Source organism: Saltatorellus ferox (assembly GCA_007751475.1).
GTDB lineage: Bacteria > Planctomycetota > UBA1135 > UBA1135.
On the sequence record CP036434.1, the window covers coordinates 6,190,838 to 6,217,741 of the forward strand.

Consider the following 26,904-nt stretch of genomic DNA (forward strand, 5'->3'; position numbering starts at 1 on the left):
GCAACGGGCGTCCTTTTGAAAAAGTAGGAAGCCGGGCGCCCAGAACACGTGCCTGATAGAACCAGAACCCGAAGCGCCGGTGGATCGAAATCCCCCCGCGCCTCACGCAGCGGCGGCTCTCGCCGCTCCTCCGGATCGCGCTCAGCCAAGTCTGACTCCTCCGGAAAGGGACCCACGAAGGTCTCGAACATCAAGCCCCTGACCCCCACCCTCGACCCGCCCGACATCCAGTCGTTCGCGGAGTTCGACCTCGGCGACGAGATCCAGCAAGCGATCCAGGGCATGGGCATCACCAAGCCCACGCCGATCCAGGCCCTTTCGATCGACCCCGTGCTGAAAGGCAAGGACGTCATCGCCAAGGCCGAGACCGGAACCGGCAAGACGCTGGCCTTCGGCGCGCCGATGATGGCGAAGATCGACCCGGCCCGCGCCAGCGTGCTCGGGCTCGTCATGTCCCCCACCCGCGAACTCGCGGAACAGGTCCACAAGGTCCTGGAGACCCTCGGCAAGGCGCGCGGCATCAAGACCGCGCTCATCGTCGGCGGCGAGCCGCTCGGCCCCCAGGTGAAAGCCCTTCAGGCCGGCGCCCAGGTCGTGGTCGGAACCCCGGGCCGCGTGCTCGACCTTCTCAACCAGAAGTTCCTGCAGTTCCCGTGGACCGAGTTCGCCATCCTCGACGAGGCGGACAAGATGCTCGAGATCGGCTTCATCGACGATATCAAGAAGATCCTCGACGCCTGCAACGAGTACCGCCAGACGCTGCTCTTCTCCGCGACGTTCCCGACGCCGCTCCTCGAGCTGGCGCGCAGCTACACGACCGATCCTGCGGAGATCGCGACCGCCTCCGGCGTCGCGACCGTCGACACGATCAACCAGTACGTGTTCCGCTGTGCCCAGGAAGACTACGCGAAGAACCTCGCGTACCTGATCGAGGACTCCGCGCCCGAGGACGTCTTCCTCGTGTTCTGCGAGAGGCGGACCGACGTCGACATGCTCATGCGTAAGCTCGAGCGGAAGCGCTTCTCCGTGAAGGCGCTGCACGGCGGCTACGACCAGGCGGCGCGCTTCCGCGTGATGACCGCTTTCCGCACGGGTGACGTCAAGTGTCTCGTGGCGACCGACGTGGCCTCACGCGGCCTCGACGTGGCCCACGTGACGCACGTGGTGAACCTCGGTCTGCCGCGCGAGTTCTCTGACTACACGCACCGCATCGGCCGGACCGGCCGCGCGGGCCGCCACGGCGCGGCCGTCACGTTCATCTCCGGCCGGAACGAGCGCGACTTCGAAGGTCTTCTGAAGCATACCGGCTTCGACATCGAAGAACTGGAGCGCCCACGCGACCTCTTCTCCCAGGAGAAGAAGGCGAAGAACGTGCGCGACGCCGAGGAGCGCGACGGCGAGGTGATCGACGTGGAAGGCGGCGAAGTGAAGCGCGCGGAGCGCAGGCCGCGCCGCGATCGCAAACCGCGTGAAGAGCGCGGTGAAAGGAGTGGACGCAAGCCACGCGAAGAGCGTGGTGAGGCCAAGCCCCGCGAGGAGCGTGAGCCGCGCGAGGAGCGCAGCGAGCGCAAGCCGCGCGCCCATCGGGCGGAGCACGAAGAACGCCCCGAACGAGCCGAGCGTCGCCCGCGCCGAGCCAAGAGCACGGAGCGTTCGCGTGACGTGGAGCCGGAGCCGGAGCCTGAGCTGGACGTCGACATCGACGTGACCGCCGAGGTCGAGGTCGACGAGCGCCCGCGCCGCAAGCGCAGCCCCCGTCGCTCCAGAAGCGCGGAGACCGTCCGCGACGAGCCGGAGACGATCGAAGCTCCGAAGGCCGCCGCGGCCGAGGACGTCGAGTCCCGGCCGCGCCGTCCCCGACGTCGCACCACCCGCGGTTCCAGCGAGGAACCAGCGCTCGAGGCTCCCTCGAGAGCGGAGGCCCCCTCGAGGCGCACCAGAACTTCGGCCACCGCCGAGGAAGAGGAGCCGCGCCCACGGTCGCGCAGGTCGCGCGAGGAAACCGAGGAGGCGCCCGAGCGCAGCCGCGGCGGCCGACGCCCTCGACGGACGCGCACGGAAGCTCCCGTAGAGGAGGCTGCGGCCGAACCCGTGGAGGAACGTCCCCGGAGAGCCGCGAGGACTCGAACGGGCGCCAGGCCCGAGAGGACCGCTCCTGAAAGCGCGACTCCTGAAAGCGGCGGTGACGCCGAGCCGCGCCGCCCGCGGCGCTCTCGTCGCGCTGCTGCCTCCAAGTCCACCGAGTCCACTGAATCCACTGAGTCCACTGAGTCCACTGAGTCCACTGAGACGACGGACCGCGCAGAGCGGCGCGAGCGGACAGAACGGGCCGCCAAGGGGCCGACCCGAGATTCCCAGCGGGAATCGACCGGGAAAGAGCGGACGGAACGTCCCAAGAGAGCCCGTCGAAGCGAAACTGTTCGCGAAGACAAGGAGACCACCCGGCCCGCACGCCCGACCCGACAGGGCGGCTTCGGCGCCGGCGTCTAGATTGGAAGGGAGGCCGCGCCCCTCCGGTCTTACCACCGGCAAGGAACCGCGGCCCCAATCCGAGGCCCGCCAAGGGCCCCAGCTCCACCCATGGGCGGAATCAACCCGTACCAGAGCGCGTCTGAAACCGTGCTCCCGACCAAGCCCTACACCATCACCTTCATGCCCTTGGGCAAGAAGGTGACCGTCGACCCGGCCGCCCTCCCGCTCTCTCGGGAAGGCAAGCCGGGCTCGATCCTCGACATCGCCGACGGCAACGGGATCGAGATCGACCACGCTTGCGGCGGTGTCTGCGCCTGCTCCACCTGCCACGTGATCGTGCGCGAGGGGTTCGACTCGATCCCCGAGGCGACCGAGGACGAGGAGGACATGCTGGACGAGGCGCCAGGCCTCGAGCTGAGCTCGCGCCTCGCGTGCCAGGCCGTTCCGGACGGCTCCACCGACCTCGTGGTGGAGATCCCGGCCTGGAACCGGAACCACGCCCAGGAATCGCACTGATGGCAGGTCCGGAGTTCGCAGCCAGCGGCGTCGAATCCGACGCGCCCGAGGTGCTCCTCGCCAATCCGCGCGGGTTCTGCGCGGGCGTCGACCGGGCGATTCAGATCGTGGAACGCGCGCTGGAGATCCACGGCGCGCCCGTCCACGTGCTGCACGAGATCGTGCACAACAAGCACGTCCTCGAGGGGCTCCGCGCCAAGGGCACCGTGTTCGTGAAGTCGCTCGACGACGTTCCCGAGGGCGGCGTGACGGTCTTCAGTGCGCACGGTGTTTCCGACGCCGTGGTCGAACACGCGAAGAGCCGTGGACTGCAAATCATCGATGCGACGTGCCCCCTCGTCACCAAGGTGCACCGCCAGGCGATTCGCTACGAGTCCCAGGGCCGCGAGGTCATCCTGGTCGGCCACCCCGGGCACCCCGAGGTGGAAGGGACGCGAGGGCGGATCCAGGGCGAGGTCTACGTGCTGTCGACGCCGGAAGAGGTCGCCGCTCTGGAGGTCAAGAACCCCGAGCAGCTCGCCTACGTCACGCAGACCACTCTCTCCGTCGATGACACGCGCGATGTGATCGCGGCGCTGAAGGAGCGCTTCCCTGCCATCCAGGGTCCGGACACCAAGGACATCTGCTACGCGACGCAGAACCGCCAGACGGCGGTGAAGGAGATGCTTCCGGGCGTCGACCTGCTGCTCGTCGTTGGCTCCCAGAACTCGTCCAATTCGAACCGCCTCGCGGAACTCGGAGAACGAGCGGGGATCCCCGCCTACCTCGTCGATCACCCGGACCAGGTCCTGGCCGAATGGATGTTCGGCAAGAAGCGCGTCGGCGTCACCGCAGGCGCTTCGGCGCCCGAGGATCTCGTTCAGATGATCCTCGAACGCCTCGAGGGGCTGGGCGTCACCGCCGTGACCGAAGCGGACGGCGAGCGGGAGACCGTCGTTTTCCAGATGCCCGTCGAGCTGCAGTAGCGGCCCGACGATCCGTTCGGGTCAGTCGGCCGTCAGAGGAGTCGGACCTCGGCTCAGCAGGAGAACCAGGAGATCCGTATCGGCCGTGATCGAGCTACCGGGCACGCCGTCTCCATTCAGGTCGGGGATCGGCATCGGCAAGATCTGGCCACCCTGAAGTTCGCTTCGCTCGCCGACCTCTACACCGAGCTTCGGATCCAACCAGACCAACTGGTAGGTGAATCCGGACTGCCCGCGGAGGTCGAGACTCCCCATTTGAATGGGCGAGTTGGGCTGATTCTTGAGCGCGGGGTAGTAGATCACGATGCGCTCTCCCTGGGAACTGGACGCGACTTCGGGGCGGTCGAATCTCGCCTCCGCCGTCGGGCCGACGAGAATTTCGTCCATATCGGAAAGGGTCCAGATCTTGACGAACTCCATGACCTTGCGGGCGAAGCTCATCTGCCGAAGCGCCTGATCGCGCGTGCGGAAGTCCTCGCATCGCAGGTCTCCCCCGCCGTTGGAGACGGTGTAGTACCCGAAGTAGTAGCTGAGCTGACCGCCGGAGAGGAGCACGTCGTAGAGAACGCGGCGGCGCCGGTCGTCCGCGCTCGACGTGCTCGAGGTCAGATCGGAGCTCAATCCCCCGGAGGGCGACCCTTGCTCGTCGTTGAAGATCGGAAGCCGATGTCCTGCCTGATCGAAGAGGTCCTGGGCCGCTTGCACGACGCCCTCGTATTCGTTGCCTCTTCCGTTCTCGCCGTGAATCTGCAGAGACGTGGCCGAGAGCCACGACGGATCTTCGGGAAGCGCGAGGAGCTCGCCGTATAGATCGAGGCTATTCGGCTCCGTGTGAACGCCGATCGGGTGCTCCATGACGTCCCAGGCCCGGATCCAACGCGCCATTTCGTCGAGTTCCTGGGGTGTGAACTGGGTCGTGAGGAGGGTGGCCGGAGTTCCGCAGCTCGCAGGCCCCGAGCTGCAGCTGGCGACCGACTTGTTCTCCTCACACAGGTTCCAGCGCAGCGCCAGCAGGTGCCCGAACTCCGCCACCATCTGCTTCAAGAACAGGCGGCGGTAGAGGCTCATATGGTTGCGCGGGCCTCCATTCGGATCGTGCTCGCCGAACCATCGGATGTTGCAGGCTTCCTGCTCGGCGAGCATGACCTGAAGCAGGATTCCTTTGCGGTTGGCGTGCTCGAACACCGTCCGCCACTGATCCATGCGCAGGACGTCGTAGTTCAGGGTATGCGCGGGCGAGAAGCCGCTCCCGGAGGAAGGACAGTCCATCCCGCCTCCGTTCGTCATGAAGGGGTGCGTGTCCTTACCGTCGCCGCCAAGGTTCATGACCATGAAGTAGAGGCAGTTCGCTCCGACCACGTCACCCAGGTAGTTGAGCGCACCGATGATGCCGCGCCCTTGTTCTGCCTGACCGTTCGCGTTCCAGTCGGGATCGCCGGGGTTCCAGTCCGACACGTGCGGGGCGTAGCGGTGCAGGAAGTTCGGCGCCCCATCGCCGGCGTTCGCACAGGTTGACTGCCTGCAGTCGTCGAAGCAGTTCTGCTTGCAGCAGCAGATCTGACCGTTGGCCGAGGTCCCGTCTTGGGCGCCGGAAAATCCAGCGTAGCCGAGGAAGTTCTCGGGGCTGCCGACGCCCGCCTGCACGAAGCGCCCTTGACCGCGCTCCGAGTAGCGGAAGTAACTCGATCCCCTCTCCCACGTGACGGCTCCCATGGACTGGAAGCCCGGTGCAGCGGGATCGACCGGGCCGACTTCGAACATACCGGAATCGACCGGCATGGGGATTCTGTTCCCGCTGGTCTCGGGCGGCGCCGCGTTCAGCAGATCTCCCTGCTCGAAAGAGGCGAACCAGATCCACTGGCCCGGAAGCGTCGGGGTGAAATGAACGCGCCAGGTCTTCCCGACCCGGAAGCCGACACCATTGCCCGCGAAGTATCCAGGAACACGGAGCGGCCTCGAAAGCAGCGGATGGTCGAACCAGACGTCCAGCCGCCTGTGGGTCCAAGGATTGGCGTTCGGTGCGTCGCTGGCGCCCGTATCCGCGCTGCCGTAGGCCCGATCTGCCTCGAAGTCGAGGGTAATCGTCTCGTAGAGCGGCGTGATGCCTCCGCCTCGAGCCATCGGGCCTGGCGAGGGCGCCGGAGCCGGGCAGGCATGAGAAGGGCCCCCGAGGCACGCGGTAAGGAGTGAGGCTAGGGCGACGCGAACGAACGCGTTGGAGAAAAGGGCCATGGTCGCAGCCGGCGGGTGAGAGGTTGGACGGAACTGCATCCGGTGAGGTGGACGGATGGAGTGGCGGCGAGCCATGGCGACCGCGCCTGGCGAGCGCGGGGCCGAGTCTGCGAGACCTGGACCTTGAGAGTGTATGCGGCTTCGCATGAGCGATCCTTCAAACGGACGAACAGACATCTCCCCCTTCAGAAGGCAAACCGGGCAAGACGAGGGGCACCAACCTCGCCTCCTGCTACGAAAAAAGCCGCGCCGCTTCGGTGGAAGCAGCGCGGCCTGGGAGTATCACCAGTCGATTACATCGATGTCATCGACCGGAGAAAGTCATCTCAGAACGTCCAGCCGATGTTCAGCAGGTAGAGGTTGTCGAGGCGCTTGAGGTTGACACCCGGCGAGATCTCGGCCGGCGTGTTGTCGTAGACCGCGATCCAGGAGAGGCGTGCCGTCATCCGGGCGCTAAGCTGAGCCTCGACGTAGGTCTCGCCGCGACCATAGATGTCGTTGGCGTCTTCGAGGCTCGGGTAGAGCTCGGCGAAGTGGCCGAAGACGACCGTGTCCGTCAGGCGCTTCCAGATGTCCCACGCGACGCGTGCTGCGAGGTAGTCGTTCTTGGCACCGGTGTCGAACTTCTCGTTGAAGTAGGCGAGACCGACTTCGGTGTTGATCTTCCACTCCTCGTCGTCGCGCCACTGGTGACCGATACCGGAGCTGACACTCCACCGAAGGTCGATCGCTGCCTGCTCGTTGGTCTCGCCGAGGGCGTTCACCCAGATGTAGGTCTTCTCGGAGAAGAACTGGTCGTACTTGGCGCTACCGAGGGCACGGCGCTGGGTCCGCACGTTGTTCTGAGTGGCGTAGTACCAGAGGCCATCGAGCGTGTAGCGGTGGATGTCCACCGTGCGGATCGCCTTGCCCGTGAGAGCGTAGGTCTCGATGTCCGCGTTGCCTTCGGCCTTCGACATTCCGAGGTTGATGCTGCCGTGCCATACGCCCTCTTCGGGCTCAGCGGCGGGTTCGTCGTGAACGAGCGCCGAAAGGCTGGAGAGAGAGGCAACGGCAGGCAGCGCTGCGGGAGCCGGAGCTTCGGCGTTCGCGGCCGCGAGGGCCGAACCGAGGAAGAGAGGGAGGAGGATCATGAAATTTCGGTGTCCCCGACGTGGGCCGGGGCTGAACGGATTGCGGGAGAGGTACGGATCGCCGACCTCGGCGGGGGGAGTTGGGTCCTGCGGGAGGCCTGGGGACAAAAAACGCACCCGGGACCGTCGTCTCGACGAAGAGCTGATCGCTCCGGAAGACGTGGAGACCCCATGGTTTCCGTACGTCCTCCCTGTGGCGGGGCTCACCGCGACAGAATACGAACAGAAGAGCACGGATTCGAGGGCCCCTGACAGGTTCGTCAGAATGTCGGGCCCAAGGCCAGAGGCACGTGCTCCCCGTGCTCCCCGGGGCGCCGCCCGCTATCGGAGCCTCGCCTCGGACACATCCTCGGCGGCGTACCGCCTTCCATCCCGCACGAGCCGCGTGAACGCCCGGTCAGGGTCGTGGTACGACATCCCGATAAAGCCCTCGTCGGCGGCCCTGCCCAGCCATTTCGTCCGCATCTCGAACGACCGCGGCACGTCGATGTCGTAGGCCATGATGTAAGGCGGCTGGATGTGATGCGCGGTCGGGATCAGATCGCCCCAGAAGGCCGCCGTGGCGGAATTCGGGTCGTTCTCCCCGAAGAGCACGATCGTCATCCCGCCGGAGTGTCCCCCGACCTCGTGGAGCGTGAGCCCGGGCAGGAGTTCGATATCCCCCTCGGTGAGGTCGACGAGGCCGGCCGCGATGAGCGGCTCGATGTCGTCGGCCCGATAGCTGGCACGGCGCGGGTGGACGGGCGTCCGCTCCGCCTCGACCTCCGCTTTCGGGAAGTGATGGCGAGCGCGCGGAAAGCGCGGCACGAGCGCCTCGCCGTCCGCCCTGACGAGCGCCCCGACGTGGTCGAAGTGGCAGTGGGAGCAGACCACGTGGTCGATCTCCTCGGGCGCGATGTCGAGCGCGGCGAGGGTCCCCTCCAGAGACGTCTGCTGGGGACGCTCCAGGTGATAGATCCCGCGCATCTTGTCGTCCCAGCGATCCCCCATGCCCCCTTCCACGAGCACCTTCACGCCGTCGCGCTCGGCGAGATAGGGCCGCGCGCTGAGCCGGATCGTGTTGTCGTCCGCGGCGGGCGTCATGCGAGCCCAGAGGTTCTTGGGTACGACCCCCCACATCGCGCCGCCGTCGAGGCGGAAGTACGCATCGAACAGGGTCGTGATACGCCAGCCCCCCGCCTCGATCTCCTGACGAGTCGAGCCGAGGGGCTGGCCTGCGGTTCCTTCCGCTTCGTTCGACGCCGACATCAGAGCGAACTCGCCGCCTTCAGGACCGCGCGACCGATGATCAGGCGCTGGATCTCGCTCGTGCCTTCGCCGATGGTGCAGAGCTTCGCGTCGCGCCAGATTCGCTCGACCGGGTACTCGCGGCTGTAGCCGTAACCGCCGTAGATCTGGATGGCTTCGTAGCTGTTTTGCATGGCGACCTCGGAGGCATAGAGCTTCGCGATCGCGGCCTCGGTGCCGTACGGGGCGCCGGTGTCCTTGAGGCGCGCCGCGTGGTAGACGAGGTGGCGCGCGGCCTCGACCTTGACGCGCATGTCAGCGAGCTTGAACTGAACCGCCTGCTGGTCGGCGAGCGTGCCGCCGAATGCCTCGCGCTCGGTGGCGTACTTCGTCGCGTAGTCGGCGGCGCCGGCCGCTAGCCCCAGCGACAGCGCGCCGATCGAGATGCGGCCCCCCTCCAGCGTCTTCATGAACGTCTTGAACCCTTCGCCCTCCGGGCCGAGCAGGTGGTCGCGCGGAATACGCGCGTCCTGGAACACGAGGCTGGCCCAGTCGGACCCGCGCATGCCGAGCTTGACCTCGCCCTTCTCGACCGTGAAGCCCGGGGTGTCGCGCGGAACGACGAAGGCGCTGATGCCCTTCGAGCCCAGCGACTTGTCGGTCACGGCGGTCACGATGAACACGCCGGCGTGGTTCGCGTTCGTGATGAAGCACTTTCGGCCGTTCAGCACGTACTCGTCGCCCTGGAGATCGGCCGTCGTCAGCGTACCGCCCGAGTCCGAGCCCGCGCCGGGCTCGGTGAGGCCGTAGGCGCCCATGTACTCGCCCGCGATCAGCTTCGGCAGGTACATCTGGCGCAGCTTCTCGCCCCCCCATTTCCAGATCGGGTACGACCCGAGACTGACGTGGGCCGCGTAGGTGAGCGCCGTCGATCCGCAGACCTTCGCCATCTCCTCGACGGCGATGATGTAGCTGAGGGTGCCGCCGTCCGAGCCGCCGACGTCCTCGGGGAACGGAATCCCCGCGAGGCCGAGTTCGACGATCTTGTCCCACGTTTCCTTGGGGAAGTGGTGACGCTCGTCGATGTCGTGGGCCGCCGGCTCGAGTTCCGCCCTGGCGAAGTCCCGCACCATCTCACGGACCATCTCCTGCTCTTCGGTGAGATCGAAGGCGTGACGGATCGGCGGAAGCTCGTAGGAAGCGTGCCCGAGGTCAGGCGAGGAAGAGGTGGAAGCGACGTCAGTCATGGGATCGGTGTCGGAAGAAGTCCGCAGACAGTGGAGACTGCCCGTTGAAGGTGTTCGCGCGAGGAGTCGGCTCTCAGGAGCCGTTGCGCTGGGTGGATTCGGAGAGGCGAGCCCGGTCTTCGCGGTAGAAGTCGCTCGAGCGTCCCCCACCGACCCAGTCGATGAGAGCCTGCCTGGAGAACTTCCACTCGCGGCCGATCTTTCGGGCCGGGATATCCTCGGAGCGCAGGACCTTGTTGAAGGTCTTGACGCTCACACCCAGAAGCGCGGCGGCTTCCTCGATGTTGAGGATCTCGATGTCCTGGCTCGCGGTCATGGTCGTGGAGGGGAACGGCGCTTCGGCGGATCAGCGAAGAAGCGCGCGGGCGATCACGAGACGCTGGATGTCCGTGGCTCCCTCGTAGATCTCGGTGATGCGGGCGTCCCGGAAGAGGCGCTCGACGTGGAAGTGGTCGGTGTAGCCCGCGCCGCCGTGGATCTGCAGCGCCTCATCGGCGCAGTAGTTGGACGTTTGCGAGGCGAACAGCTTCGCCTCGGACGCCTGACGGTTGCAGTCCATCCCGCGGTCGCGCATCCACGCGGCCTTCTGAACGAGGAGCCGCGATGCCTCGAGGCGCGTCGACATATCGGCGATCTTGTGCTGGATCGCCTGGAAGTGGCCGATCGGCTTGCCGAACTGCTCGCGCTCCATGGAGTACTTGATGGAGGCGTCGAGGCAGGCCTGGCCGATGCCGACGGCCTGACTTGCGATCCCGATGCGACCGCCTGCAAGCGTGTCCATGGCGATCGGGAAGCCGCGGTTGACCTCGCCGAGGATGTCGGTGTCCTTGAGCCGCAGGTTGTCGAGGATCAGCTCGACCGTGGCCGAGCCGCGGATGCCCGTCTTCTTCTCGTGCTTGCCGACCTTGAGGCCGGGCGCATCGCCGGGCACGAGGAACGCGGAGATGCCCTTGGCCTTCGGCGCGTCCTGGTCCGTGCGGACGTAGATGAGGATGAGGCCAGCGCGATCACCGGACGTGACCCACAGCTTCGTGCCGCTCAGCACCCACTCGTCGCCCTCCTTCGTCGCCGTCGCCGAAAGCGCGGCCGCGTCGGAGCCGGAGCCCGCCTCGGAGAGCGAGTACGCGCCGATCGCCTCGCCGCTGCTGAGCTTCGGCAGCCAGTACTGCTTCTGGGCCTCCGTGCCGAACTTCATCAGCGGCGCGCAGAGCAGCGAGTTGTGCACCGACACCGCCACGCCCGTGGCCGCACACGCTCGGTTCAGCTCTTCGAGCACCACCGCGAGCGCCTGGTTGTTCATCCCCGCGCCGCCGTATTCCTCGGGAATGGTCAGTCCCCAGAAGCCGAGTTCGCCGATCTGACGGTAGACGTCGTCGGAGATCGCCGCCTCGCGGTCATGCTTCGTCGCGAGCGGCAGGAGCACGTCGTCGGCGAACTTCTTGGCCTCGTCACGGACCAGGCTGAGTTCTTCACCCAGGTCAAAGTTGAGGCCTTCGGTGGTCGCGGCTAGCGCGGGATCGGTGACGGTCATGGCGTGTCGAAGAGTCGCGGAACGAGGTTGAAGGAAGCGGTTGGCTGCCTACGACTTAGGCCGTAAACGTGCCGGTTTCAGGTCGGCGGCCCCGGAACTCCTTTCATCGGTCGATCCGGGGCATGCCTGGACCCGTCATTGGTAGTCGTAGAAGCCCCGGCCGGACTTCCGGCCCAGGCAGCCAGCGGCGACCATCCGCCTCAGGAGCGGGCAGGGGCGGTACTTATCGTCCCCGAGGCCCCTGTGGAGCACCTCGAGGATGTCCAGGCAGACGTCCAGACCGATCAGGTCGGCCAGCGTGAGGGGCCCCATGGGGTGCGCCATCCCGAGCTTCATCACGGTGTCGATGCCCTCGCGGGTCGCGACGCCTTCCATGAGACAGAAGACCGCCTCGTTGATCATGGGCATCAGCACGCGGTTCGAGACGAAACCGGGATAGTCATTGGCGGCGACCGGCTCCTTGCCGAGGGCGCGGCTGGCCGCCATCACGGCGTCGGTCGTCGCATCGCTGGTCTGGTGGCCGCGGATGACCTCGACGAGCTTCATCACCGGTACCGGGTTCATGAAGTGCATGCCGATCACCTTGTCGGGGCGCTTCGTGTTCGCGGCGATCTCGGTGATCGAGATGGACGACGTGTTCGAGCCGAGGATCGCGTCGGGGTGCGCGACGGCGTCGAGCGTCTTGAAGACCGAAGCTTTGATGTCTGCGCGCTCGGAGACGGCTTCGACGATCAGTCTCTGATCGGTCAGGTCCTCCAGGCGCGTCGACTTCGACAGCCGAGCCATGGTCGCGTCGGCATCGGCCTGCGTCATGCGCTCCTTCTTGACGACGCGGGCGAGGCTCGATTCGATCGCCTCCATTCCGCGCTTCAGCGCGTCCTCGTTCAGGTCGACGAGGGTCACGTGACTGCCGCACGATGCGAAGACCTGGGCGATACCGTTGCCCATGGTCCCCGCGCCGATGACGGCTACCTTTTCGAAGAGATCACTGCTCATGTTGAATGGCTATTCGTGGGTGGTTGTGCGGTGGATGAACGCCCGCGCTACATGCGCTCGACGGAGAGCGACACGGCGTTACCGCCGCCGAGGCAGAGCGAGGCCATGCCGGTCTTCGCGTCCTTCTGCTGCATCGCGTGCAGGAGCGTGATGAGAATCCGCGCACCGGAGGCGCCGATCGGGTGCCCCAGCGCCACCGCGCCGCCGTTGACGTTGACCTTCGCGGGATCGAGCTCCAGCTTGCGCGTGAGAGCCACGGCGGCGGCGGAGAACGCCTCGTTGATCTCGTGCAGATCGAAGTCGCTCGGCTTCATGCCGTTCTTCTCGGAGGCCTTCTTGATCGAGTGCTCCGGCGCCATCATCACCCACTCGGGGGCGCATCCGCCGGTGGCGTACTGCGTGACCTTCGCCAGCGGTTTGAGGCCATGCTTCTGCGCGAACTCGAGGCTCGTCACGACCAGCGCCGCAGCGCCGTCGTTGATCGCCGAGGCGTTCGCCGCCGTGACCGAGCCGTCCTTGGTGAACGCAGGGCGCATGCCCGCGATCGAATCGGCCGTCATCCCAGCGCGGATCGTCTCGTCCTCGTTGAAGGTGTAGGGGTCGCCCTTGCGCGGCTTGATCTCGATGCCGAACTTCTCGGCGTCGAAGCGGCCCGCGTCCCGCGCGTCCGCGGCGCGCCGGTGGCTCTCCGCGGCGAACTCGTCCTGCGCCTGACGGCTGACGTCCAGCTCGTTCGCGACCTTCTCACCGGTCATGCCCATGTGGAAGTCGTTGTAGATGTCCCAAAGGCCGTCGTGGACCATCGAGTCGATGGCCTGGCTGTGGCCGAGGCGCATGCCTGCGCGCGCGTCCGGAAGAAGGTACGGCGCGTTCGTCATCGACTCGAACCCGCCGGCGACGAGGCAGTGCGCGTCCCCGGCGCGGATCGCCTGGGCGGCGAGCATCACCGACTTCAGGCCGGAGCCGCAGACCTTGTTGATCGTGACGCTACCGACCGAATCGGGGACGCCCGCAGCGCGCGCCGCCTGGCGCGCGGGGTTCTGGCCGAGGCCCGCCTGGAGCACGTTGCCGAGGATCACTTCCTCGACATCGGACGACTCGATGCCCGCACGGCGGATGGCCTCGGCGACCGCGAGACCGCCCAGAGCCGGGGCGCGGAAGGACGACAGCCCTCCCTGGAACTTGCCGATCGGGGTGCGCGCTGCGCTGACGAGGACGACTTCTTGCATGGGTATTCCCGGAGGATCGAGACCAATGAAAGGAGGGTGAGAAGCCATCCTCCTGGCTGTTTGGGCGCAAGAGTCTAAGCCGAACGATCACGGCGGGATAGCCCGGAGGTGCCCCTTCATGGCCGCGCACGGAGGGACGGGAAGCTCTGCACTCGCCTCCAGACAGCGCGCAGAGCCGCACCCCCATGAATCCGCAAGTCATTGACATCAAACACTTTACAGCCTCAAATCTGCTATTCCCGGGATGCCGGAGCACCGGTATTGCATCGCTCCGCGCCCTTCTTTATTCCTCGGTACGGAGGGGTCCAACGGCATCGGATGAGGGACTCCCCGAACTCCATTGGACGACCTCACCCTGATCGAAGGGCTGCGCGCACGCCGCGAGCCCGCCGTGACTGCGTTTCTAGAGCGCTACAAGTCACTCCTCCACCACTGCATCGGGCACTTCGAGTCGGATGTGGGAGCGCGGGAGGACCGTTACCAGGACCTCGTCCTCTACATGCTTCAGCGCCTCGACAAGGACGCGTTCGACCCCGAGAAAGGCTCGTTCGGCACCTGGCTCTATCGCGTGGCCTGGTGCCGATGTGTGGACATGAAGCGCCGCGAGTCCGCGAGCGGTCGCCCGTTCCTGCGCACGAGCGGTGATGACCTCCCGGATCGGGCCGACGAGTCGCCTGGCCCCGAGGAAGTCGCGGGCATCGAAGAGGTCGGCGGCGTGGTCCGCGAAGCCCTGGAGGAACTCACCCAGGAAGAGCGCTCGCTCCTCGACCTCCGCTTCGTGCAAGGCGAGACCCTCGGCGAGATCGCGGCGGAGCTCTCCATCTCGCTGGAGCAGGCGAAGTACCGCTTGCGCCGCGCCACCATCAGCCTGCGCCGCGTTCTCGTGCACAACTTCGCGCACGAAGAAGCTCTGACCGAAATCTGACGTGACCTGCGGTGCACCAGTGCGCTGCGCGGCGATAGGGAACTCCCCGAAAGCTCTTCGTTCCGTCGTCTTCGCTCGCCAACATGGTGACGAGCTACCACCCATGACGTCGACGCCCTTCCCCACCGATGCTGAACCCGACTCCGCTCCCCAGGGCGCGTCGGATTCACCGCGCCTCGCGAGTCATCGCTCCGCGGGTTCCCTGAGTCCTTCCACCATCGAGACGCTGGTCCGCTTCGACGAACTGGACAGCGACGCGATCGCACGACTCAGCGGAGACCCATCGACGAGCCGTGTTTTGCAGCAGCTGCGCGCGGCGGACGACTACCTCCACAGCCAGCTGTTCCGCGACCGGTTCTCGGGCTCCAGGAAGGAGCTGCGCGCTGTTCCTGCGTCCGTGCCCGCGGAGTCGCTCTTCGCGTTCGGGCGCGGAGAACTCGATGCCACCGAAGCGGGCGTCGTGCGCGAACACCTCGAGCAGGTGCCGGAGGAGAAGTCCTGGGTCGAGTCGCTGCGCGAATCGCCGCCCCCCGCGACTCTCACGTGGGACGCCATCGATCCGCAGGAAGAAATCGAGGTCTCCTCCCCCATCCTGGCCGGACCGGGTTCGAACGCTGGCATCGACCTGCTGACGACGTCCGAGAACGAGACCCCTTACGCCAGGGTCGGCTATACCACGGGCGAGAAGCGTCGCTCCATTCCCGGATGGGTCACCTGGACGCCGCTCGCCGCCGCAGCCCTGGTCCTCGCCATGGCCATCGGTGGCAACGAGCGACGAAGCGTCCTGGACGGTGGCCTGCCGAACTCTCCGATCTTCCGCAGCGCGGGCACCGAGGCACTTCTCTTCCCGCGGGGCCGCGTCATCGACAGCACCACGGCGGTCACGACCTACGCCAGCGAGCCTCTCTTCGAGGTGACCCCGGTGAAGGGCGCCTCGCAGTACCGCTTCGAGCTGCGTGATGTCACCCGTCAAGGTGCATTTGCCGAAGGCGAAGTCCTCTGGGAAGGCGTCGCCCCGACGCACCAGGCCACCGCGCCCCCCATCCACGCAGGCAGCTACGTATGGCGGGCTTCGGCGACCGTCAACGGCATCGACCGCGACCTGGGCTCGCTTTCGTTCACCGTCGTGCCAGCCACGGCCGTCGATCGCTCCCTCGTGGTCCGCGCGGCCCTGTCTCCGAAGGAAGCGGCCCTGTCTCCGAAGGAAGGAGCGTCGGAAGAGCAGGCCACGATGCCGCGCATCCTCCGGGAGGACATTCGTCGACTGCACGCCTCGGGCTTCCTGACGGACGCGCGCGCGAAAGCGCGCGCCCTACCACCTGGCAAGGATCGAGACGAGTACCTCGCCGTCCCGGGCGATCGCTGACATGCGGCGTGGTTCGCAGTGTGCGCTGGCGCTGATCTTCAGCGCACTTCTCCACGCGACTCACGCCAGCGGCCACGGGACGCCGCTCAGCGATCCACCTTCGACGACCACCGCGGAGAGGGACGGCGCCGCCGACCTGACGGTCGCGGCCACCCGCTTCATCGAATCACTCGACGCCTACAGGCGCGGTGATCTCTCCGCTCGCACGGCGCTCCTGGCCGCTGCTGAAGAGCTCAGAAGACGGCACCAGCGCGCCGACCCTGCCGAGATCGCGGCGTTCTACCAGGGGCTGAATGCCGCCGCGCTCGCCCGGGGAATCGCGCTGGAAGACGAACTCGATCTTCTTCGCGAGGAGGCAGCGGAACTCAGTACCGACGATCTCGAACGTTTGCCGATCGTGCGCCAGAAACTGGAGGGCTTCCTTCTTCGATGCGAGGGGCTCGAGGATGTCCCGGTGCACGCGCACGCGCTCACTCTGGACGCACGCCTCGGCGTCAGGCCGCTCGAGCAGGGGCGCGGGCCGGAGGGGCCCGCCTTCCGCGCGGAACTCCGCGCCCTCGAAGAGAAGGCCGCGAGATCGCTCGAACTCTTTCGTCGCGCAGGCCAGGTGACGCCGACGCTGGAACCGCTCTGGATTCTGGCGCGCTGCGCCCTTCTCCGCGCGGACCTCGACACCGCGGAGGACCGCTTCATGGAGATGGACGTCGTCGCCGAACGGGTGCATCAGCTGGCATGGAGAGAGCGCGGATTGCTCGGGTTGATCGGCCTCGCGCGTGAGCGCGGTTCACTCTTCATCGCCGAGGATCTACTCGACCAGCTGGCCACCTTCCGCGCTCCCGAGAGCTGCTGGGCACTCGCCCGTGAAGTTGCCGCCCAGAAGCTCTTCGTCGACGACGGAGAGAGTGCGCTCTCTTGGCTGGCGCGTTTCCCCCCCAGCGAACTCGACGAGGAGCTGGCGGCTGGGGCGGGCTCCGAGCGAGCCTGGGAAGAGTGGCGAAACCTCGTGAGCGCCGCCGAAATGCGCTCCGGAAGGTTCGATCGAGCGAGGGAGCGAATGGAGCTAGCGGACGCGGCCGCGAGAGGGTCCACGGGTGAATCACAGGGCACGATCGCTGACCTGACGCGGGCGACGATTCATCTGGAGACGAACGAACCCGAGCAGGCGCTCGCCCTCGTCCGCGCACTTCGATGGGAGGAAACGAGTGCCGTCAGCCGCGCGGAGCGCCTGACGCTGGAGGGTCGTGCGCTGCTCGCCCTCGGTCGCTGCGACGAGGCGATCTTGCCGCTGGAGGAAGCGCTGGCCGCGGCACGGTCCGATGCGGAGGCCCCTCCCGACGGCCACCGGGCGAACGGCAGCCGCCACGCCACCGTCACGAGCGGAAGCCGAGTCGGGGAGTGGCTCGGCCTGTCGGCGGTGGAGACCCTTGGCCGCGCCTACGTCGAAGCCGGATCGCCGCTGCGCGCCGCCGGGCTCTTCGAGTCCGCCCATGCGCCGATTCAGCGGCGCGGTGACTGCGAAGCGGCCATCCTCGACCTCGCAGGGAAGACCGATCTCGGGTACGTGACCTGGATGGTGGGTGCGGACCAAACCCTGGCGGTTCATGTCGCGCCCGACGGCCGCGCGAGCGCCGCCTCCATCCCGATCGGACGCCGCGGACTGGAGCGCGGGATCGAGCGCCTTCGCGATGCGCTGACGGCAACCTCGAACAGCGCCTCGGATCCAGCCTGGCGCGCGCTCGCGGTCGAGATGGGAGAAGCGCTCCTCCCAGCGGAGCTCAAGTCGAGGCTCGCGTCACGGGCCGGGAGCAGCGCGACGCTCGTACTCGCGCCGCACGGTGTGCTCGAGCGGATGCCCTTGGAAGCGCTTCTGGTGGGACACGATCCAAGGCCGCTCGGCGTCAGCACAGCGCTGACCGTGATGACCGCCCTGCGAAACGGCGAGGACCTCGCGCCTCCTCTCGACGGTCAGCGCGCACAGTGGATGGCGCTCGGCGCCCCTACGACCCGCGATCACGCCCTGCTGCCTGGCGCGCGCCGGGAGATCGAGCGGATCGGGGCACTTCATCCTCGCTGGCGAGCGGTGACGGGCGACGCGCTGACTCGGTCCGCACTGGAGGCCGCTCTGCGCGGAAGCAGCCCGCTGCACCTCGCGACCCATGTGGCGGCGGTTCCCCGGGACACCGGGCGCGTAAGCGTCGCCCCCTGGGCCTTCGTCGTCTCCAGTGATGAACTCGTTTCGGCGCATGACGTGCTGCAGCTGCGGCCCAGATTGCCGCTCGTCACGCTGACGGCCTGTGGATCCGCAGACGGCGTGAGCATCGACGGCCTCAGCGTCCGGGGCCTCGCGCAGACCATGCTCGAATGTGGCACGAGGGCGGCCATCGTGACCCTGTGGCCGATCCAGGACCACGCCGCCGAGCGTGCATCGGTTCGCCTGCACGCGGCGCTCCTCGGGGGCGCCAGCCCGGCGGAAGCGACACGGAGAGCCCGGGAGTTCCTGTGGCAGCTCGGCGCCGCTCCTTCGGAGTGGGCAGCCTATCGGGCTCTGGAGTAGACCCAAGGCCTCGAGGAACCAAACATGGGTTCATCCGTCGAAGTCGCCATCCTTGCGATTCCATGGGCTCGCGAGACTGCGGTCTGGAGCGTATCGCCCCGGGGGCCGCGCCTCGGAGCACTCCGTCTCAGCCACCGGGGCTGCAGACACCGACCGTGCGGCAGTAAGCTCCCACGATTTGGCAGCTGAGTCCACCGTTGGTGTAGCCGTCCGGGCAGGTCTGAACCACTCGGTCCAGCTCGATGCTGTAGATCGCCATACATTTGGCGCAGCCGGACGCTGGACTCGGCGAGAGAAAGGGACCAAGAGCCGGAGGCCAACGAGGCCAGTGAGAGCACCCTTCATCTACTGGCTCAGGTGCCCAGCCAACCTGGCGTAGATCTCATCGAAGGCCGCCAGATTGGAATAGCCAGGATGAGCCTCGGCGTCCACATTGCCCAGCCTCCCGATGGACCACCCCTCCGACTGGCCCAGGAACACCGCCTCTGTGGGAGTGAAGGTGCTTGCGCTTCCGTCGCTGGAGAGAGACCACCCGCAAACGAAAGGCTCGTTCCCCGCGGGTGGGGCTGGTGCGTCCTGGAGGGTGTTTGGGTGGTGCTGAATCACCGTGGTGCCGCCGATGACGCTCCCCTCCTTCGTGTTGAGGCTGACATCGAAGGCCCGCATGAAGAAATGGCCCTTCTCGACCATGCGGACCGGGATGCTGATTCTCGGGGCTCCTCCATCCATGGTGAGACTGCCCGTCAGCTCCGTGCCCTCTATGGTCACGCGGCCTGCCAGGAGCGTTCCATTCTCGCTGTATTGGAGCGATGACTCGTCGACGGTGATGCCGTCGGCGACCCTCTGCAGAACCTGCTCCACCTCGGTGAGCGTCGGCGGGGTTTCGTTCAACGAGGAATCGAACAGCGTCTTCAGGTCGAACTCCAGGTCTTGACCCCGTGAGTCAAGTTCCTCTTGCGCCGTTTCCGACGCGGCAGGCGCCTCGAGAAGTCCAGAAGCTAGCTGGTTCTCGTGGACTTCCCGGGTGACCTCGAGACGGTCTTGAGTCTCAGGACCGGGATGGCCCAGAGAAGCAACGTCCTCGGTCATCCCAGATGAATGGACCAGGCTCTGCGTTCCTGCAGGTTCAGACCCACCAACCTGAATCCACCAATAGCTGATCGGAAGCAAGAGCGCTCCCGCGGTGAGTGCAGTGGTTTGTTTCTTGCCAAGCATGGGGGCGTCCCACGAGTGAGTTGGAAGGCCAAAAGAGCGCCACGGATAGCGCATCCTTGAACACTGCGCTGATTCGATCCACAGGGTTGCGAGCCGCGAACGAGTCCCGCCAATCGGACCTTCCCATGGGTGGTCGATGCCATCTCGATGCGAGGTCAGCGGGACTCCAGTCAGAACGAAAGTCGCCACCCACCGTACCCGTTGCCTCAGTCAGCGAGAACGCGAGGGAAGAAAATGGACCGCCAGTCAAGCCATTTTTTTTGCCGCGAAAGGTCAAACTTCAGGAACGGAACCGCAAGCCGCTTGGCATACAGCGCCTCATGAATGGGGCTGAGAGCGTCTGGGCCATGGGCCTATCCACGTTGCCAGTGCCGTGGGGGGCGATCCACGTGGCTCGGTCCAGGGGGGCGATCGGCAGCCGTCGCCCGCAACGCCGGCCTTGCCGGGTCCACTTCACCACTGACCGGAGAAAAAACTTCCCGTTGACGCGGAAGGGCCCTCAAGCGAATCCGGTCCCGCGACGATACAGGCGGCATGCCGGGTCAAGACCCGCCCACCGCCATGCTGCTCACCCTGCTCCACTCCATCGCCCTTCTCGGCGCCGCCCCCCACTCCGCTCCCTCGATCGCACCCCAGGTGCCGTCGCCTGAGTCGAGCCTTCCGGGAGCGATCCGCTCGGCCGATGTACCGGCGCAGATCCAGATCACCTCGACGCATTTTCAGGCGAAGAGCCTCGTGAACGAGCCGCAATGGATCGTCTTCACGAACAGCGAGCGCGGTCTCGTTCGCGTCCGCGGCCTGCGTCCGTTCGAGTGCGCGCTGCTTCCGATTCCGGTGAGCGGTGCGAACGGCATGTCGATCGAGCTCATCGCACGCAGCGTCGACGGGATGCTCCTCTCCACGGGGACCTTCGACTGCGCCCAGGTGGAATCCGCGACGACCAGCGTCTTCATCGAGCGGACGAAGACCACCCTCGCGGGCTGGATGCCGCGCCACGGCGGGCGCTCGCTGACGAAGGTCACGACGAAGCGATCCCTGATGGTGCCTGCCATGAACACTTCGACCGCACCTGCTGCGGTAGCCGCACCGGCGCCCCACGTCCCTGTCCCGGTTCCCGCGGAAAACCGCACGAGGGACAAGAGCCGCCAGCTCGGCAAGAAGAAGCTGCCGGTCATCTGAACACGGAGCGGCCGCTCCGGGGGTCCGCGTTCGCGCAGGGCACCGCGGCCGATCCGGTGGTTAGTGAGAAGAAGAGAAGAGAAGAGAAGCGGATGAACCGGTGAGTCGCTCAGCTGCGACTCCGGCGAAATCCAATGGGAAAGAACGCAGGGGACGTCGCGCAGCGACGGCCCCTGCTTCTCAATTCCCGCTCCAGTGCCCTGAACCTGAAGTTCGTCGTATTGGTTTCAGTCTGTTTCGTTTCGTAGCAAGGCGTCCGAACCGCAGTGCGTAGCCGTAGTTCCGTCCAAGGTTCGGCAACGCAGCTACGGAGCGAAACAGGCGAAACCAATGCGACGAAATTTTGATTCGGGGCACTAACTGCCGATCCAACCGGGGAAGAGCTCGGGACGGTCATCGCGAAGCACCGGCACGGCGCGCCGGAGCGCGCGCGCTTCCTCCACATCGATCTCGTGGACCGAGAGCCGAGAACCGCCGCGGCCGATGGTGCTCGCGAGCGTCCGAGGAACGTCCTCTCCACCTGGCCCGACCACGGCGGCATCGCCCACGAAGTTCAGCTTCATCCTGCGCCGTCCGATCTCCGCGGTCCCGATGCGATTCGACGCGACCACGAAGCCCTCCAGCTCCGCCGCGCGACCGCGCAGGAGCGCGCGCCAGTGCGGGGCCCGCGACTCTGGCCACTGCGCCACCACCACAAGGATCTCGGCGCCGCGGCGGAAGGCCGCCCGCGCCACTTCGGGGAAGCGGAGGTCGTAGCAGATGATCGGAGCGAGGCGCACGTCGCTTCCCGGAAGCTCCACGACGGGCGGCGGATCGTCGCCCGCCCGGAACGCGAGGTGCTCGGCCGTCGGGGAGAAGAGGTGCACCTTGTCGTGGAACGCGAGGACGCGGCCCTCCCCCAGCACGTGAGCTCGATTGCTCGGAAGCGGCGCCTCGCCGCCCACTGGACCGAACGCGGAGCCGACCACCACGATCCCCAGCTCTCCCGCGAGCTGCGCAAGCGATTCCACCGCGGCAACGCTCTCGCGCAGGTCCTGCGCTGATGCGCCCGGCACGAAGGAGGTCGGCCACATCTCGGGAACGGCGACGAGCTGGGCCCCGGCTTCGGCGGCAGCTCGTACTCCGGCCATGACGGCCGCCAGATTGGCGTCCACGGCTCCGGTGAGGATGTCGATCTCGAGAGTGGCGACTCGCATGGGCGTCATGCTGGCCGGACCCGCGGGCCACGTAAAGGTCGCTGTCGCAGAACGACGCTGTCTCCATCGGTTGAGCGCATGCGGCTCGCCCTTTGATCGCCAGAAGCCCATCATGCGTGGGTGCCCGACCCACCGAATGAACCCGAGCTCTCGACTGAACTGGCCGCCGGCCTGCGAGAGCTCGTGGTCACGGCCGATACGCTCTCCTTCAAGACGCGACTGGAGCGGCTCGTGCATGAGCTGCCGCCGAACGAATCGGACGCGCTCATGATGCTGATGAAGGAGAGCCGCGGGGCCTGGGCGCTGCTGCTGGAAGCCGCGCAGGGGCGCGCCCTGTTCATCGGCGACGCCCTCTCCGGGACGCCGCTCGCGCTCGCCACGCTCGGCTTCCAGGTCACCGTGCTCGATCGGTCTTTCCTGCGCTCCTCGTTCGCGGTCCACCGCGGTGACGCGTTGGCACCGGACACGACGACCGCGGTCCTCGGCGGCGACCACTCGACCCTTCCTTTCCGTGATCGCGCGTTCGAGGTCGTCGTGCTGGAGGGGGGCTTGCCTTCTCCGAAGACGGGCTGGCCCTTCCGGCTCGAAGAACTCCGGCGCGTGGCGGCGGCCGAGCTGGTCGTCACGGCGGACAACCGCATGGGCTACAAGCGCTCGACCGGGCGGCGCGGCGACTTCCGCCGGGACCCCCGTGTGCTGGTCCGCGAGCTGCTCGCGCCCTCTCGCGGCGAGGCGACGCTCCCCACGACCCGTGCCCTCGTGCAGGGCGCCGTAGGGTCGGCTGGAAGGCCAGCTGCAAAGTCAGCTGTAAAGTCCACTGGGAAACCAGATGCGTGGCCCAGCGCGCGCGCGTTCTCGCTCTACCCCCACGCCCTCGAGTTCAGTCACGTGGTGGCGCTGGACGCGGACGTTCCGCGGCTCACGATCGGCCCGCGCGAACGCAAAAATCGGCTGAAGATGATCGGCCATGGCCTCGGCCTGTTCCGGTGGCTGACGCCGTCGTTCGCGATCCATGCGAGGCGTCGGGCCGAGCCCCCGGTGGATCGACTCACACGGCTGCTGGAGCGGCTCGCCGGGATCGTGGGCGAAGAGCCGCCGGTCGCCGACATTTTCGTGGCGACGAGAAGCAACGACGCGCTGATCCACACGGCGCCGCGCCAGGACGAAGGGGCGTGGGATCCCCGGGGCGCGCCGGGGCGCTGGACGCTCCACTTCCCGCTGCAGCCCGCGAAGCGCAAGATGGTCGCGACCCACCACGATTGGCTGGCACGGCTCCGCCGTGAGTTCCCCTCGATCCCCGTCCCGGAGCCCCTCTTCGTGGGCGAGCTGGAGGGCACCCGTGTCGCGGTCGAGCGGCGCCTCGGGGGGCTCAGCGGAACGGACGTCACGGGAGACCTGAGGCTGACCCGGCGAATGTTCCAGGACGCGGCCCGCCACATGGCTTGCCTCCTCGACGAGACGCCCACCCACCTGGACGAGGACTTCCGCGCACGGCTCCTGACGCCGCGCTTCGATCGGGTCGAGCGCTTGATCCGCACCGAATCCACCGCGCGGAAGCTGAAGGCGCTCCGGGCCCGCGTCGAGGAGCGGCTGATCGGGTCGGACGTTCGGCTCGGGGTCTACCACGCGGATCTTCGGGGGAAGCACGTCCAGGTCGACGAGACGGGCTCGGTGCTCGGCTATCTCGACTGGGGCGCGAGCGAAGAGAGCTTCCTGCCGTTCGTGGACCTCCTGCACCTCGTCGTGCACCAGCGCAAGCAGGAGGTCGGCGGTGCCTTCGGTGACGCGTGGCGCGCGCTGCTGGACCCTCGGGAGAGACGGCCCCACGAGCAAGAGGCCTTCGATGCGTACCTTCAGCACTCCGGGCTCGGCGTGAACGATCTGGCGTTCTACCTGGAGGCCTACCCGCTCTTCGTGGCGGGCATGGCCGAGCGGAACTGGGACTACTCGCGACCTGATTGGGTCCGACGACAGTTCGGAATCTTCTGAGGCGGTGCAACCGGTCCGCGATTCGAACGATCGTTTCATGCCTGGGACAGGCACCACCATGAAACGATCCAATGAACCATCGACGGGCTTCGGCGGCATGCCGGCGCGGGCCTTCACCCTGCTTCGATCCCTCGAAGAGAACAACGAGTCCGGCTGGATGCGCGAGCATCGTCCTTCCGTGATCCAGGATCTCCGAGCGCCCTTCATCGACTACCTGGAGGAGACCACACGCCGCCTTCGGGAGGAAGGTTTCGATCTCCGTGGTGGTGAGGAAACGGTCTTTCGCATGCAGCGGGACCTGCGCTTCACCGCCGATCGACGCCCCTTCCACGAGCACGTCGAGGCCGTGTTCTCGAAGGGCGGCGCGCGGATCGGAACCCGGGCGTCCATTCATGTGCGCCTCGATCGCTCTGGCGGATTCCTTCGCGCGGGTTCGTTCCTCCAGCCTGCGGCGTCGCTCGCTGCCTTGCGCGAATCGATGATGGCGCGGGAAGCACGCTTCCTGGAGATGGCGAGTGGCCTGGAAGCGGCGGGCTGCCCGCTGGTGGCCGAACGCTCGCTCAAGCGCCTTCCTCGCGGGTTCGAGGAGGCGGCCGATCGCCCGATCGCCGCGTATCTTCGACAGGTCGATCCGGTCGCCGAGCGGCCGATGCGGGTCGAGGAATGGCGCGACGGAAGCGTGATCGAGGAGACGCTGAACTTCGCGCAGGCCGTCCGTCCCTGGCTTCTCTTCATCGAGGAAGCGCTAGTCTAGAGTTTCGCCATCCGCGGCCCCCCTCCGCCGACAGGAATTCCCCGAGTCGAGAGCAAGGAGCACGGCCCCTCCCGCGATGAATTGCTTGTGAAAAACAAGTACCGCGTAAACGGAGGGGAACCGTGCGTGACCATCGTATCTCGAGTGAACTGGAATCTGTACTGCGGCGTTTCGAGGACTGCTTCAGCAGCAGCAGCTACGCGAACTTCGTCAGCTTGGCGATCGGCTGGATGATGTCGGTTGGTCGGCGCACCATCAGTCGAGTGGTGATGGCGAGCGGATCGCTGGAGAGATGCCACTTCTCCACTCTCTATCGATTCTTGAGCCGAGCTATTTGGGAGCCGGATGCCCTGTCGAAGAAGTTGGTGCTCCTGCTTGTGGAGATGATCGACTCCAAGGAGATCGAGATCTCTGTGGACGACACACTCTGCCACCGGACTGGCGCACGCTTCTTCGGCGCGGGCATGCATCACGACGGCGCGAGTTCATCGAGAGGTGGGATCAACGGACCATCACCCTGCTTTGCGTTCGGCCACAACTGGGTCGTCATGGCCATCAAGCTCCCCTTGCCATGGGGCGAACGTCGAGCGATCGCGATCCCGGTTCTCTTCCGGTTGTATCGATCCAAGAAGCTCTGCCCAGAGGAGAAGTACAGCAAGCGCACTGAGCTGGCGCGAGAGATGCTGGAGTTGATGCGCGCGACCGTTCCGCGGCAGAAACGACTCATACTTGCAGGAGACAGCGAGTACGCGTGCCAGACGCTCTTGAAGGATCTTCCATCCGGCATCGACTTTGTCGGACCCATCCACAAGCGTGCCGCGCTACACGGCCCAGTAAAGAAATACAGAGGAAAGGGGCGTCCTCGCAAGAAGGGAGCTCGCGAAGCATCGCCCGAAGAACGGTTCGGCAGGAAGGGCGGCAAGTGGAAGAGAGCCAAGGTGTGGATCTACGGTCGCACTGTCACGCTGGAGTTCAAGGTCTTCACGACCCACTGGACGAAGGCACTCGGGGATCGTCCGATCAAGCTCATCCTGACTCGTGACCCCTCAGGTCGACTGGCGGACAGGGCGTACTTCACAACGGACCTGAGAGCATCAGTCAGGACGACGCTTGAGAGAATGGCCGGACGTTGGTTGATCGAAGTCAGCTTCCGGGACCTCAAGCAACTCTTCGGCATGGGAGATGCTCAGAACGGATGGGGTCGAGGGATCGGACCCCGAGAGAAGACTCCGGGCGCCGATCCACTGGGGACCAAGGGCGAGCATGCGATTCGGCGAACAGCTCCGCTCGCTGGCTTTGTCTACGCGATCGTGGTCATCACGTACATCAAGATGGATCGAGCAGACAGTGACGTTGCCGAAGCGCGGAAGGCTGCGCCTTGGCACACGAGCAAATCTACACCGAGCGTCGTCAACATGCTTGCAGCACTCAGGCGCGACCTTCTGGCGCGGCGACTTTCTCCGCATCCTGAGGATCGCTCAGCACGCGCCAAAATTCTGCGGCTGCTACCTTGGGATCTGATGGCCGCTGCCTAGATGGCGAAACTCTAGACTAGTGCCCCGAATCAAAAGTTCGTCGCATTAGTTTCGCCTGTTTCGCTCCGTAGCTGCGTTGCCGAACCTTGGACGGAACTACTGCTACGCACTGCGGTTCGGACGCCTTGCTACGAAACGAAACAGACTGAAACTAATACGACGAACTTCTGATTCGGGGCACTAGCTCCGCTCGGAAAATTGGCCCCGCAGCGGCCCCCCAGTCCTCCCGGTCCCCCCGGTCCCCCCGGTCCCCCCAGTCCCCTGAGGACCCCCAGCCCCCCTGCTCGGCCTTCCGGCGAGTCAGCCTCATCGTCGTGACCTCGGACCGGCCAAGACGTTAAGAAAAGCCTCATGGCCAGGACCTACGCTTCGGACATGGAGTACTGGGTTTCCGCTGCGCTAGCGCCGCTTCTATGGCTCGCCCTCCGGTCCACGGTGGCCCGGACGGAAGTGCACGAGGAAGACGTTCAGGCGATGTCGCCCTCCGTGTCGGGTCCGCCCGAGGCGTGGAAACGGATGTACGAACAGAGTTCGGGCGACCGGCGGAGCCGTGATCCAAAGGCCTACCGCGGTCGACTCCTTCAGTTCCCCCGCTGACCGGTCCAGCGGAAATGACCCCGCGTGATTTGACCTTGGCGTCGAT

Annotated in this window: 21 protein-coding genes; 11 read left to right on the forward strand and 10 right to left on the reverse strand. The window is 66.4% G+C overall.

What is annotated here, in order from left to right; translation table 11 throughout:
- The first annotated feature begins 48 nt into the window (after positions 1 to 48).
- The 3 genes from Poly30_RS22345 to ispH all read left to right on the forward strand — a co-directional run bounded on the left by Poly30_RS22345 (position 49) and on the right by ispH (position 3,953).
- On the forward strand, positions 49 to 2,490 hold the full coding sequence (locus Poly30_RS22345; RefSeq protein ID WP_145202649.1) for a DEAD/DEAH box helicase: 2,442 nt from the start codon (positions 49 to 51) through the stop codon (positions 2,488 to 2,490).
- Positions 2,491 to 2,580: 90 nt separating this feature from the next.
- Positions 2,581 to 2,988, forward strand: a complete 408-nt coding sequence (locus Poly30_RS22350; protein ID WP_145202652.1) for a 2Fe-2S iron-sulfur cluster-binding protein — start codon at positions 2,581 to 2,583, stop codon at positions 2,986 to 2,988.
- Positions 2,988 to 3,953: a 4-hydroxy-3-methylbut-2-enyl diphosphate reductase gene (ispH, locus tag Poly30_RS22355; RefSeq protein ID WP_145202655.1), complete on the forward strand. Its 966-nt coding sequence runs from the start codon at positions 2,988 to 2,990 to the stop codon at positions 3,951 to 3,953. Before Poly30_RS22350 ends, ispH begins: the two co-directional genes overlap by 1 nt.
- A 21-nt stretch (positions 3,954 to 3,974) precedes the next feature.
- Here the strand turns inward: ispH and Poly30_RS22360 are convergent, their stop codons facing one another.
- The 8 genes from Poly30_RS22360 to Poly30_RS22395 form a co-directional block, all read right to left on the reverse strand.
- The gene (locus tag Poly30_RS22360; protein ID WP_419190511.1) at positions 3,975 to 6,074 is read right to left on the reverse strand and encodes a DUF5060 domain-containing protein; all 2,100 of its coding nucleotides are present in this window, start codon (positions 6,072 to 6,074) and stop codon (positions 3,975 to 3,977) included.
- Between the two features lie 437 nt (positions 6,075 to 6,511).
- Positions 6,512 to 7,318: a DUF481 domain-containing protein gene (locus Poly30_RS22365; protein ID WP_145202661.1), complete on the reverse strand. Its 807-nt coding sequence runs from the start codon at positions 7,316 to 7,318 to the stop codon at positions 6,512 to 6,514.
- A gap of 321 nt (positions 7,319 to 7,639) precedes the next feature.
- A complete protein-coding gene (locus Poly30_RS22370) occupies positions 7,640 to 8,566 on the reverse strand; it encodes an MBL fold metallo-hydrolase (RefSeq protein WP_145202664.1) in 927 nt (308 codons plus the stop codon).
- A complete protein-coding gene (locus Poly30_RS22375) occupies positions 8,566 to 9,792 on the reverse strand; it encodes an acyl-CoA dehydrogenase family protein (protein ID WP_145202667.1) in 1,227 nt (408 codons plus the stop codon). The genes Poly30_RS22370 and Poly30_RS22375 overlap by 1 nt, the downstream gene beginning before the upstream one ends.
- A 73-nt stretch (positions 9,793 to 9,865) precedes the next feature.
- Positions 9,866 to 10,108, reverse strand: coding sequence for a helix-turn-helix domain-containing protein (locus Poly30_RS22380; RefSeq protein WP_145202670.1), 243 nt, complete (start codon positions 10,106 to 10,108; stop codon positions 9,866 to 9,868).
- 30 nt (positions 10,109 to 10,138) lie between these two features.
- Entirely contained in the window at positions 10,139 to 11,323 is a 1,185-nt protein-coding gene (locus Poly30_RS22385) for an acyl-CoA dehydrogenase family protein (protein ID WP_145202673.1), read from the reverse strand.
- 135 nt (positions 11,324 to 11,458) lie between these two features.
- Positions 11,459 to 12,319 carry a 3-hydroxybutyryl-CoA dehydrogenase gene (locus tag Poly30_RS22390; protein WP_145202676.1) on the reverse strand — a complete coding sequence of 287 codons (861 nt, stop codon included), beginning with the start codon at positions 12,317 to 12,319 and terminating at the stop codon, positions 11,459 to 11,461.
- A 47-nt stretch (positions 12,320 to 12,366) separates the two neighbouring features.
- A complete protein-coding gene (locus tag Poly30_RS22395) occupies positions 12,367 to 13,548 on the reverse strand; it encodes an acetyl-CoA C-acetyltransferase (protein ID WP_145202679.1) in 1,182 nt (393 codons plus the stop codon).
- Positions 13,549 to 13,888: 340 nt separating this feature from the next.
- Between Poly30_RS22395 and Poly30_RS22400 the strand changes: the two genes are divergently transcribed.
- From Poly30_RS22400 to Poly30_RS22410, 3 genes are all read left to right on the forward strand, one after another.
- A complete protein-coding gene (locus tag Poly30_RS22400) occupies positions 13,889 to 14,473 on the forward strand; it encodes an RNA polymerase sigma factor (RefSeq protein WP_145202682.1) in 585 nt (194 codons plus the stop codon).
- A gap of 103 nt (positions 14,474 to 14,576) precedes the next feature.
- A complete protein-coding gene (locus tag Poly30_RS22405; protein ID WP_145202685.1) occupies positions 14,577 to 15,839 on the forward strand; it encodes a hypothetical protein in 1,263 nt (420 codons plus the stop codon).
- 1 nt (position 15,840) lies between these two features.
- Positions 15,841 to 18,393 (forward strand): CHAT domain-containing protein, encoded by a 2,553-nt coding sequence (locus tag Poly30_RS22410; RefSeq protein WP_145202688.1) that lies wholly within the window; start codon positions 15,841 to 15,843, stop codon positions 18,391 to 18,393.
- Positions 18,394 to 18,738: 345 nt separating this feature from the next.
- On the opposite strand, the gene Poly30_RS22415 is transcribed toward Poly30_RS22410, so the two are convergent.
- Entirely contained in the window at positions 18,739 to 19,482 is a 744-nt protein-coding gene (locus Poly30_RS22415; protein ID WP_145202691.1) for a hypothetical protein, read from the reverse strand.
- Between the two features lie 660 nt (positions 19,483 to 20,142).
- Between Poly30_RS22415 and Poly30_RS22420 the strand changes: the two genes are divergently transcribed.
- Entirely contained in the window at positions 20,143 to 20,787 is a 645-nt protein-coding gene (locus Poly30_RS22420; protein WP_145202694.1) for a hypothetical protein, read from the forward strand.
- 356 nt (positions 20,788 to 21,143) lie between these two features.
- Here Poly30_RS22420 and Poly30_RS22425 read toward each other — a convergent pair whose 3' ends face one another.
- Positions 21,144 to 21,983 carry a carbon-nitrogen hydrolase family protein gene (locus Poly30_RS22425; RefSeq protein ID WP_419190512.1) on the reverse strand — a complete coding sequence of 280 codons (840 nt, stop codon included), beginning with the start codon at positions 21,981 to 21,983 and terminating at the stop codon, positions 21,144 to 21,146.
- Positions 21,984 to 22,103: 120 nt separating this feature from the next.
- Between Poly30_RS22425 and Poly30_RS22430 the strand changes: the two genes are divergently transcribed.
- The 4 genes from Poly30_RS22430 to Poly30_RS22445 all read left to right on the forward strand — a co-directional run bounded on the left by Poly30_RS22430 (position 22,104) and on the right by Poly30_RS22445 (position 26,858).
- Positions 22,104 to 23,972 (forward strand): phosphotransferase, encoded by a 1,869-nt coding sequence (locus tag Poly30_RS22430; RefSeq protein WP_419190513.1) that lies wholly within the window; start codon positions 22,104 to 22,106, stop codon positions 23,970 to 23,972.
- 58 nt (positions 23,973 to 24,030) lie between these two features.
- Positions 24,031 to 24,726, forward strand: coding sequence for a TIGR02453 family protein (locus tag Poly30_RS22435; RefSeq protein WP_419190514.1), 696 nt, complete (start codon positions 24,031 to 24,033; stop codon positions 24,724 to 24,726).
- Between the two features lie 122 nt (positions 24,727 to 24,848).
- On the forward strand, positions 24,849 to 26,261 hold the full coding sequence (locus Poly30_RS22440; RefSeq protein WP_419190515.1) for an IS701 family transposase: 1,413 nt from the start codon (positions 24,849 to 24,851) through the stop codon (positions 26,259 to 26,261).
- A gap of 351 nt (positions 26,262 to 26,612) precedes the next feature.
- Positions 26,613 to 26,858: a hypothetical protein gene (locus tag Poly30_RS22445; protein WP_145202709.1), complete on the forward strand. Its 246-nt coding sequence runs from the start codon at positions 26,613 to 26,615 to the stop codon at positions 26,856 to 26,858.
- Positions 26,859 to 26,904 lie beyond the last annotated feature (46 nt).

Bases quoted from the DNA above. Each gene is read 5' to 3' on its own strand.
- Poly30_RS22350 (WP_145202652.1), top strand. From the start codon at position 2,581: ATGGGCGGAATCAACCCGTACCAGAGCGCGTCTGAAACCGTGCTCCCG.
- ispH (WP_145202655.1), top strand. From the start codon at position 2,988: ATGGCAGGTCCGGAGTTCGCAGCCAGCGGCGTCGAATCCGACGCGCCC.
- Poly30_RS22360 (WP_419190511.1), bottom strand. From the start codon at position 6,074: ATGGCTCGAGGCGGAGGCATCACGCCGCTCTACGAGACGATTACCCTC.
- Poly30_RS22365 (WP_145202661.1), bottom strand. From the start codon at position 7,318: ATGATCCTCCTCCCTCTCTTCCTCGGTTCGGCCCTCGCGGCCGCGAAC.
- Poly30_RS22370 (WP_145202664.1), bottom strand. From the start codon at position 8,566: ATGTCGGCGTCGAACGAAGCGGAAGGAACCGCAGGCCAGCCCCTCGGC.
- Poly30_RS22375 (WP_145202667.1), bottom strand. From the start codon at position 9,792: ATGACTGACGTCGCTTCCACCTCTTCCTCGCCTGACCTCGGGCACGCT.
- Poly30_RS22380 (WP_145202670.1), bottom strand. From the start codon at position 10,108: ATGACCGCGAGCCAGGACATCGAGATCCTCAACATCGAGGAAGCCGCC.
- Poly30_RS22385 (WP_145202673.1), bottom strand. From the start codon at position 11,323: ATGACCGTCACCGATCCCGCGCTAGCCGCGACCACCGAAGGCCTCAAC.
- Poly30_RS22390 (WP_145202676.1), bottom strand. From the start codon at position 12,319: ATGAGCAGTGATCTCTTCGAAAAGGTAGCCGTCATCGGCGCGGGGACC.
- Poly30_RS22395 (WP_145202679.1), bottom strand. From the start codon at position 13,548: ATGCAAGAAGTCGTCCTCGTCAGCGCAGCGCGCACCCCGATCGGCAAG.
- Poly30_RS22405 (WP_145202685.1), top strand. From the start codon at position 14,577: ATGACGTCGACGCCCTTCCCCACCGATGCTGAACCCGACTCCGCTCCC.
- Poly30_RS22410 (WP_145202688.1), top strand. From the start codon at position 15,841: ATGCGGCGTGGTTCGCAGTGTGCGCTGGCGCTGATCTTCAGCGCACTT.
- Poly30_RS22415 (WP_145202691.1), bottom strand. From the start codon at position 19,482: ATGACCGAGGACGTTGCTTCTCTGGGCCATCCCGGTCCTGAGACTCAA.
- Poly30_RS22420 (WP_145202694.1), top strand. From the start codon at position 20,143: ATGCCGGGTCAAGACCCGCCCACCGCCATGCTGCTCACCCTGCTCCAC.
- Poly30_RS22425 (WP_419190512.1), bottom strand. From the start codon at position 21,983: ATGCGAGTCGCCACTCTCGAGATCGACATCCTCACCGGAGCCGTGGAC.
- Poly30_RS22435 (WP_419190514.1), top strand. From the start codon at position 24,031: ATGAAACGATCCAATGAACCATCGACGGGCTTCGGCGGCATGCCGGCG.
- Poly30_RS22445 (WP_145202709.1), top strand. From the start codon at position 26,613: ATGGCCAGGACCTACGCTTCGGACATGGAGTACTGGGTTTCCGCTGCG.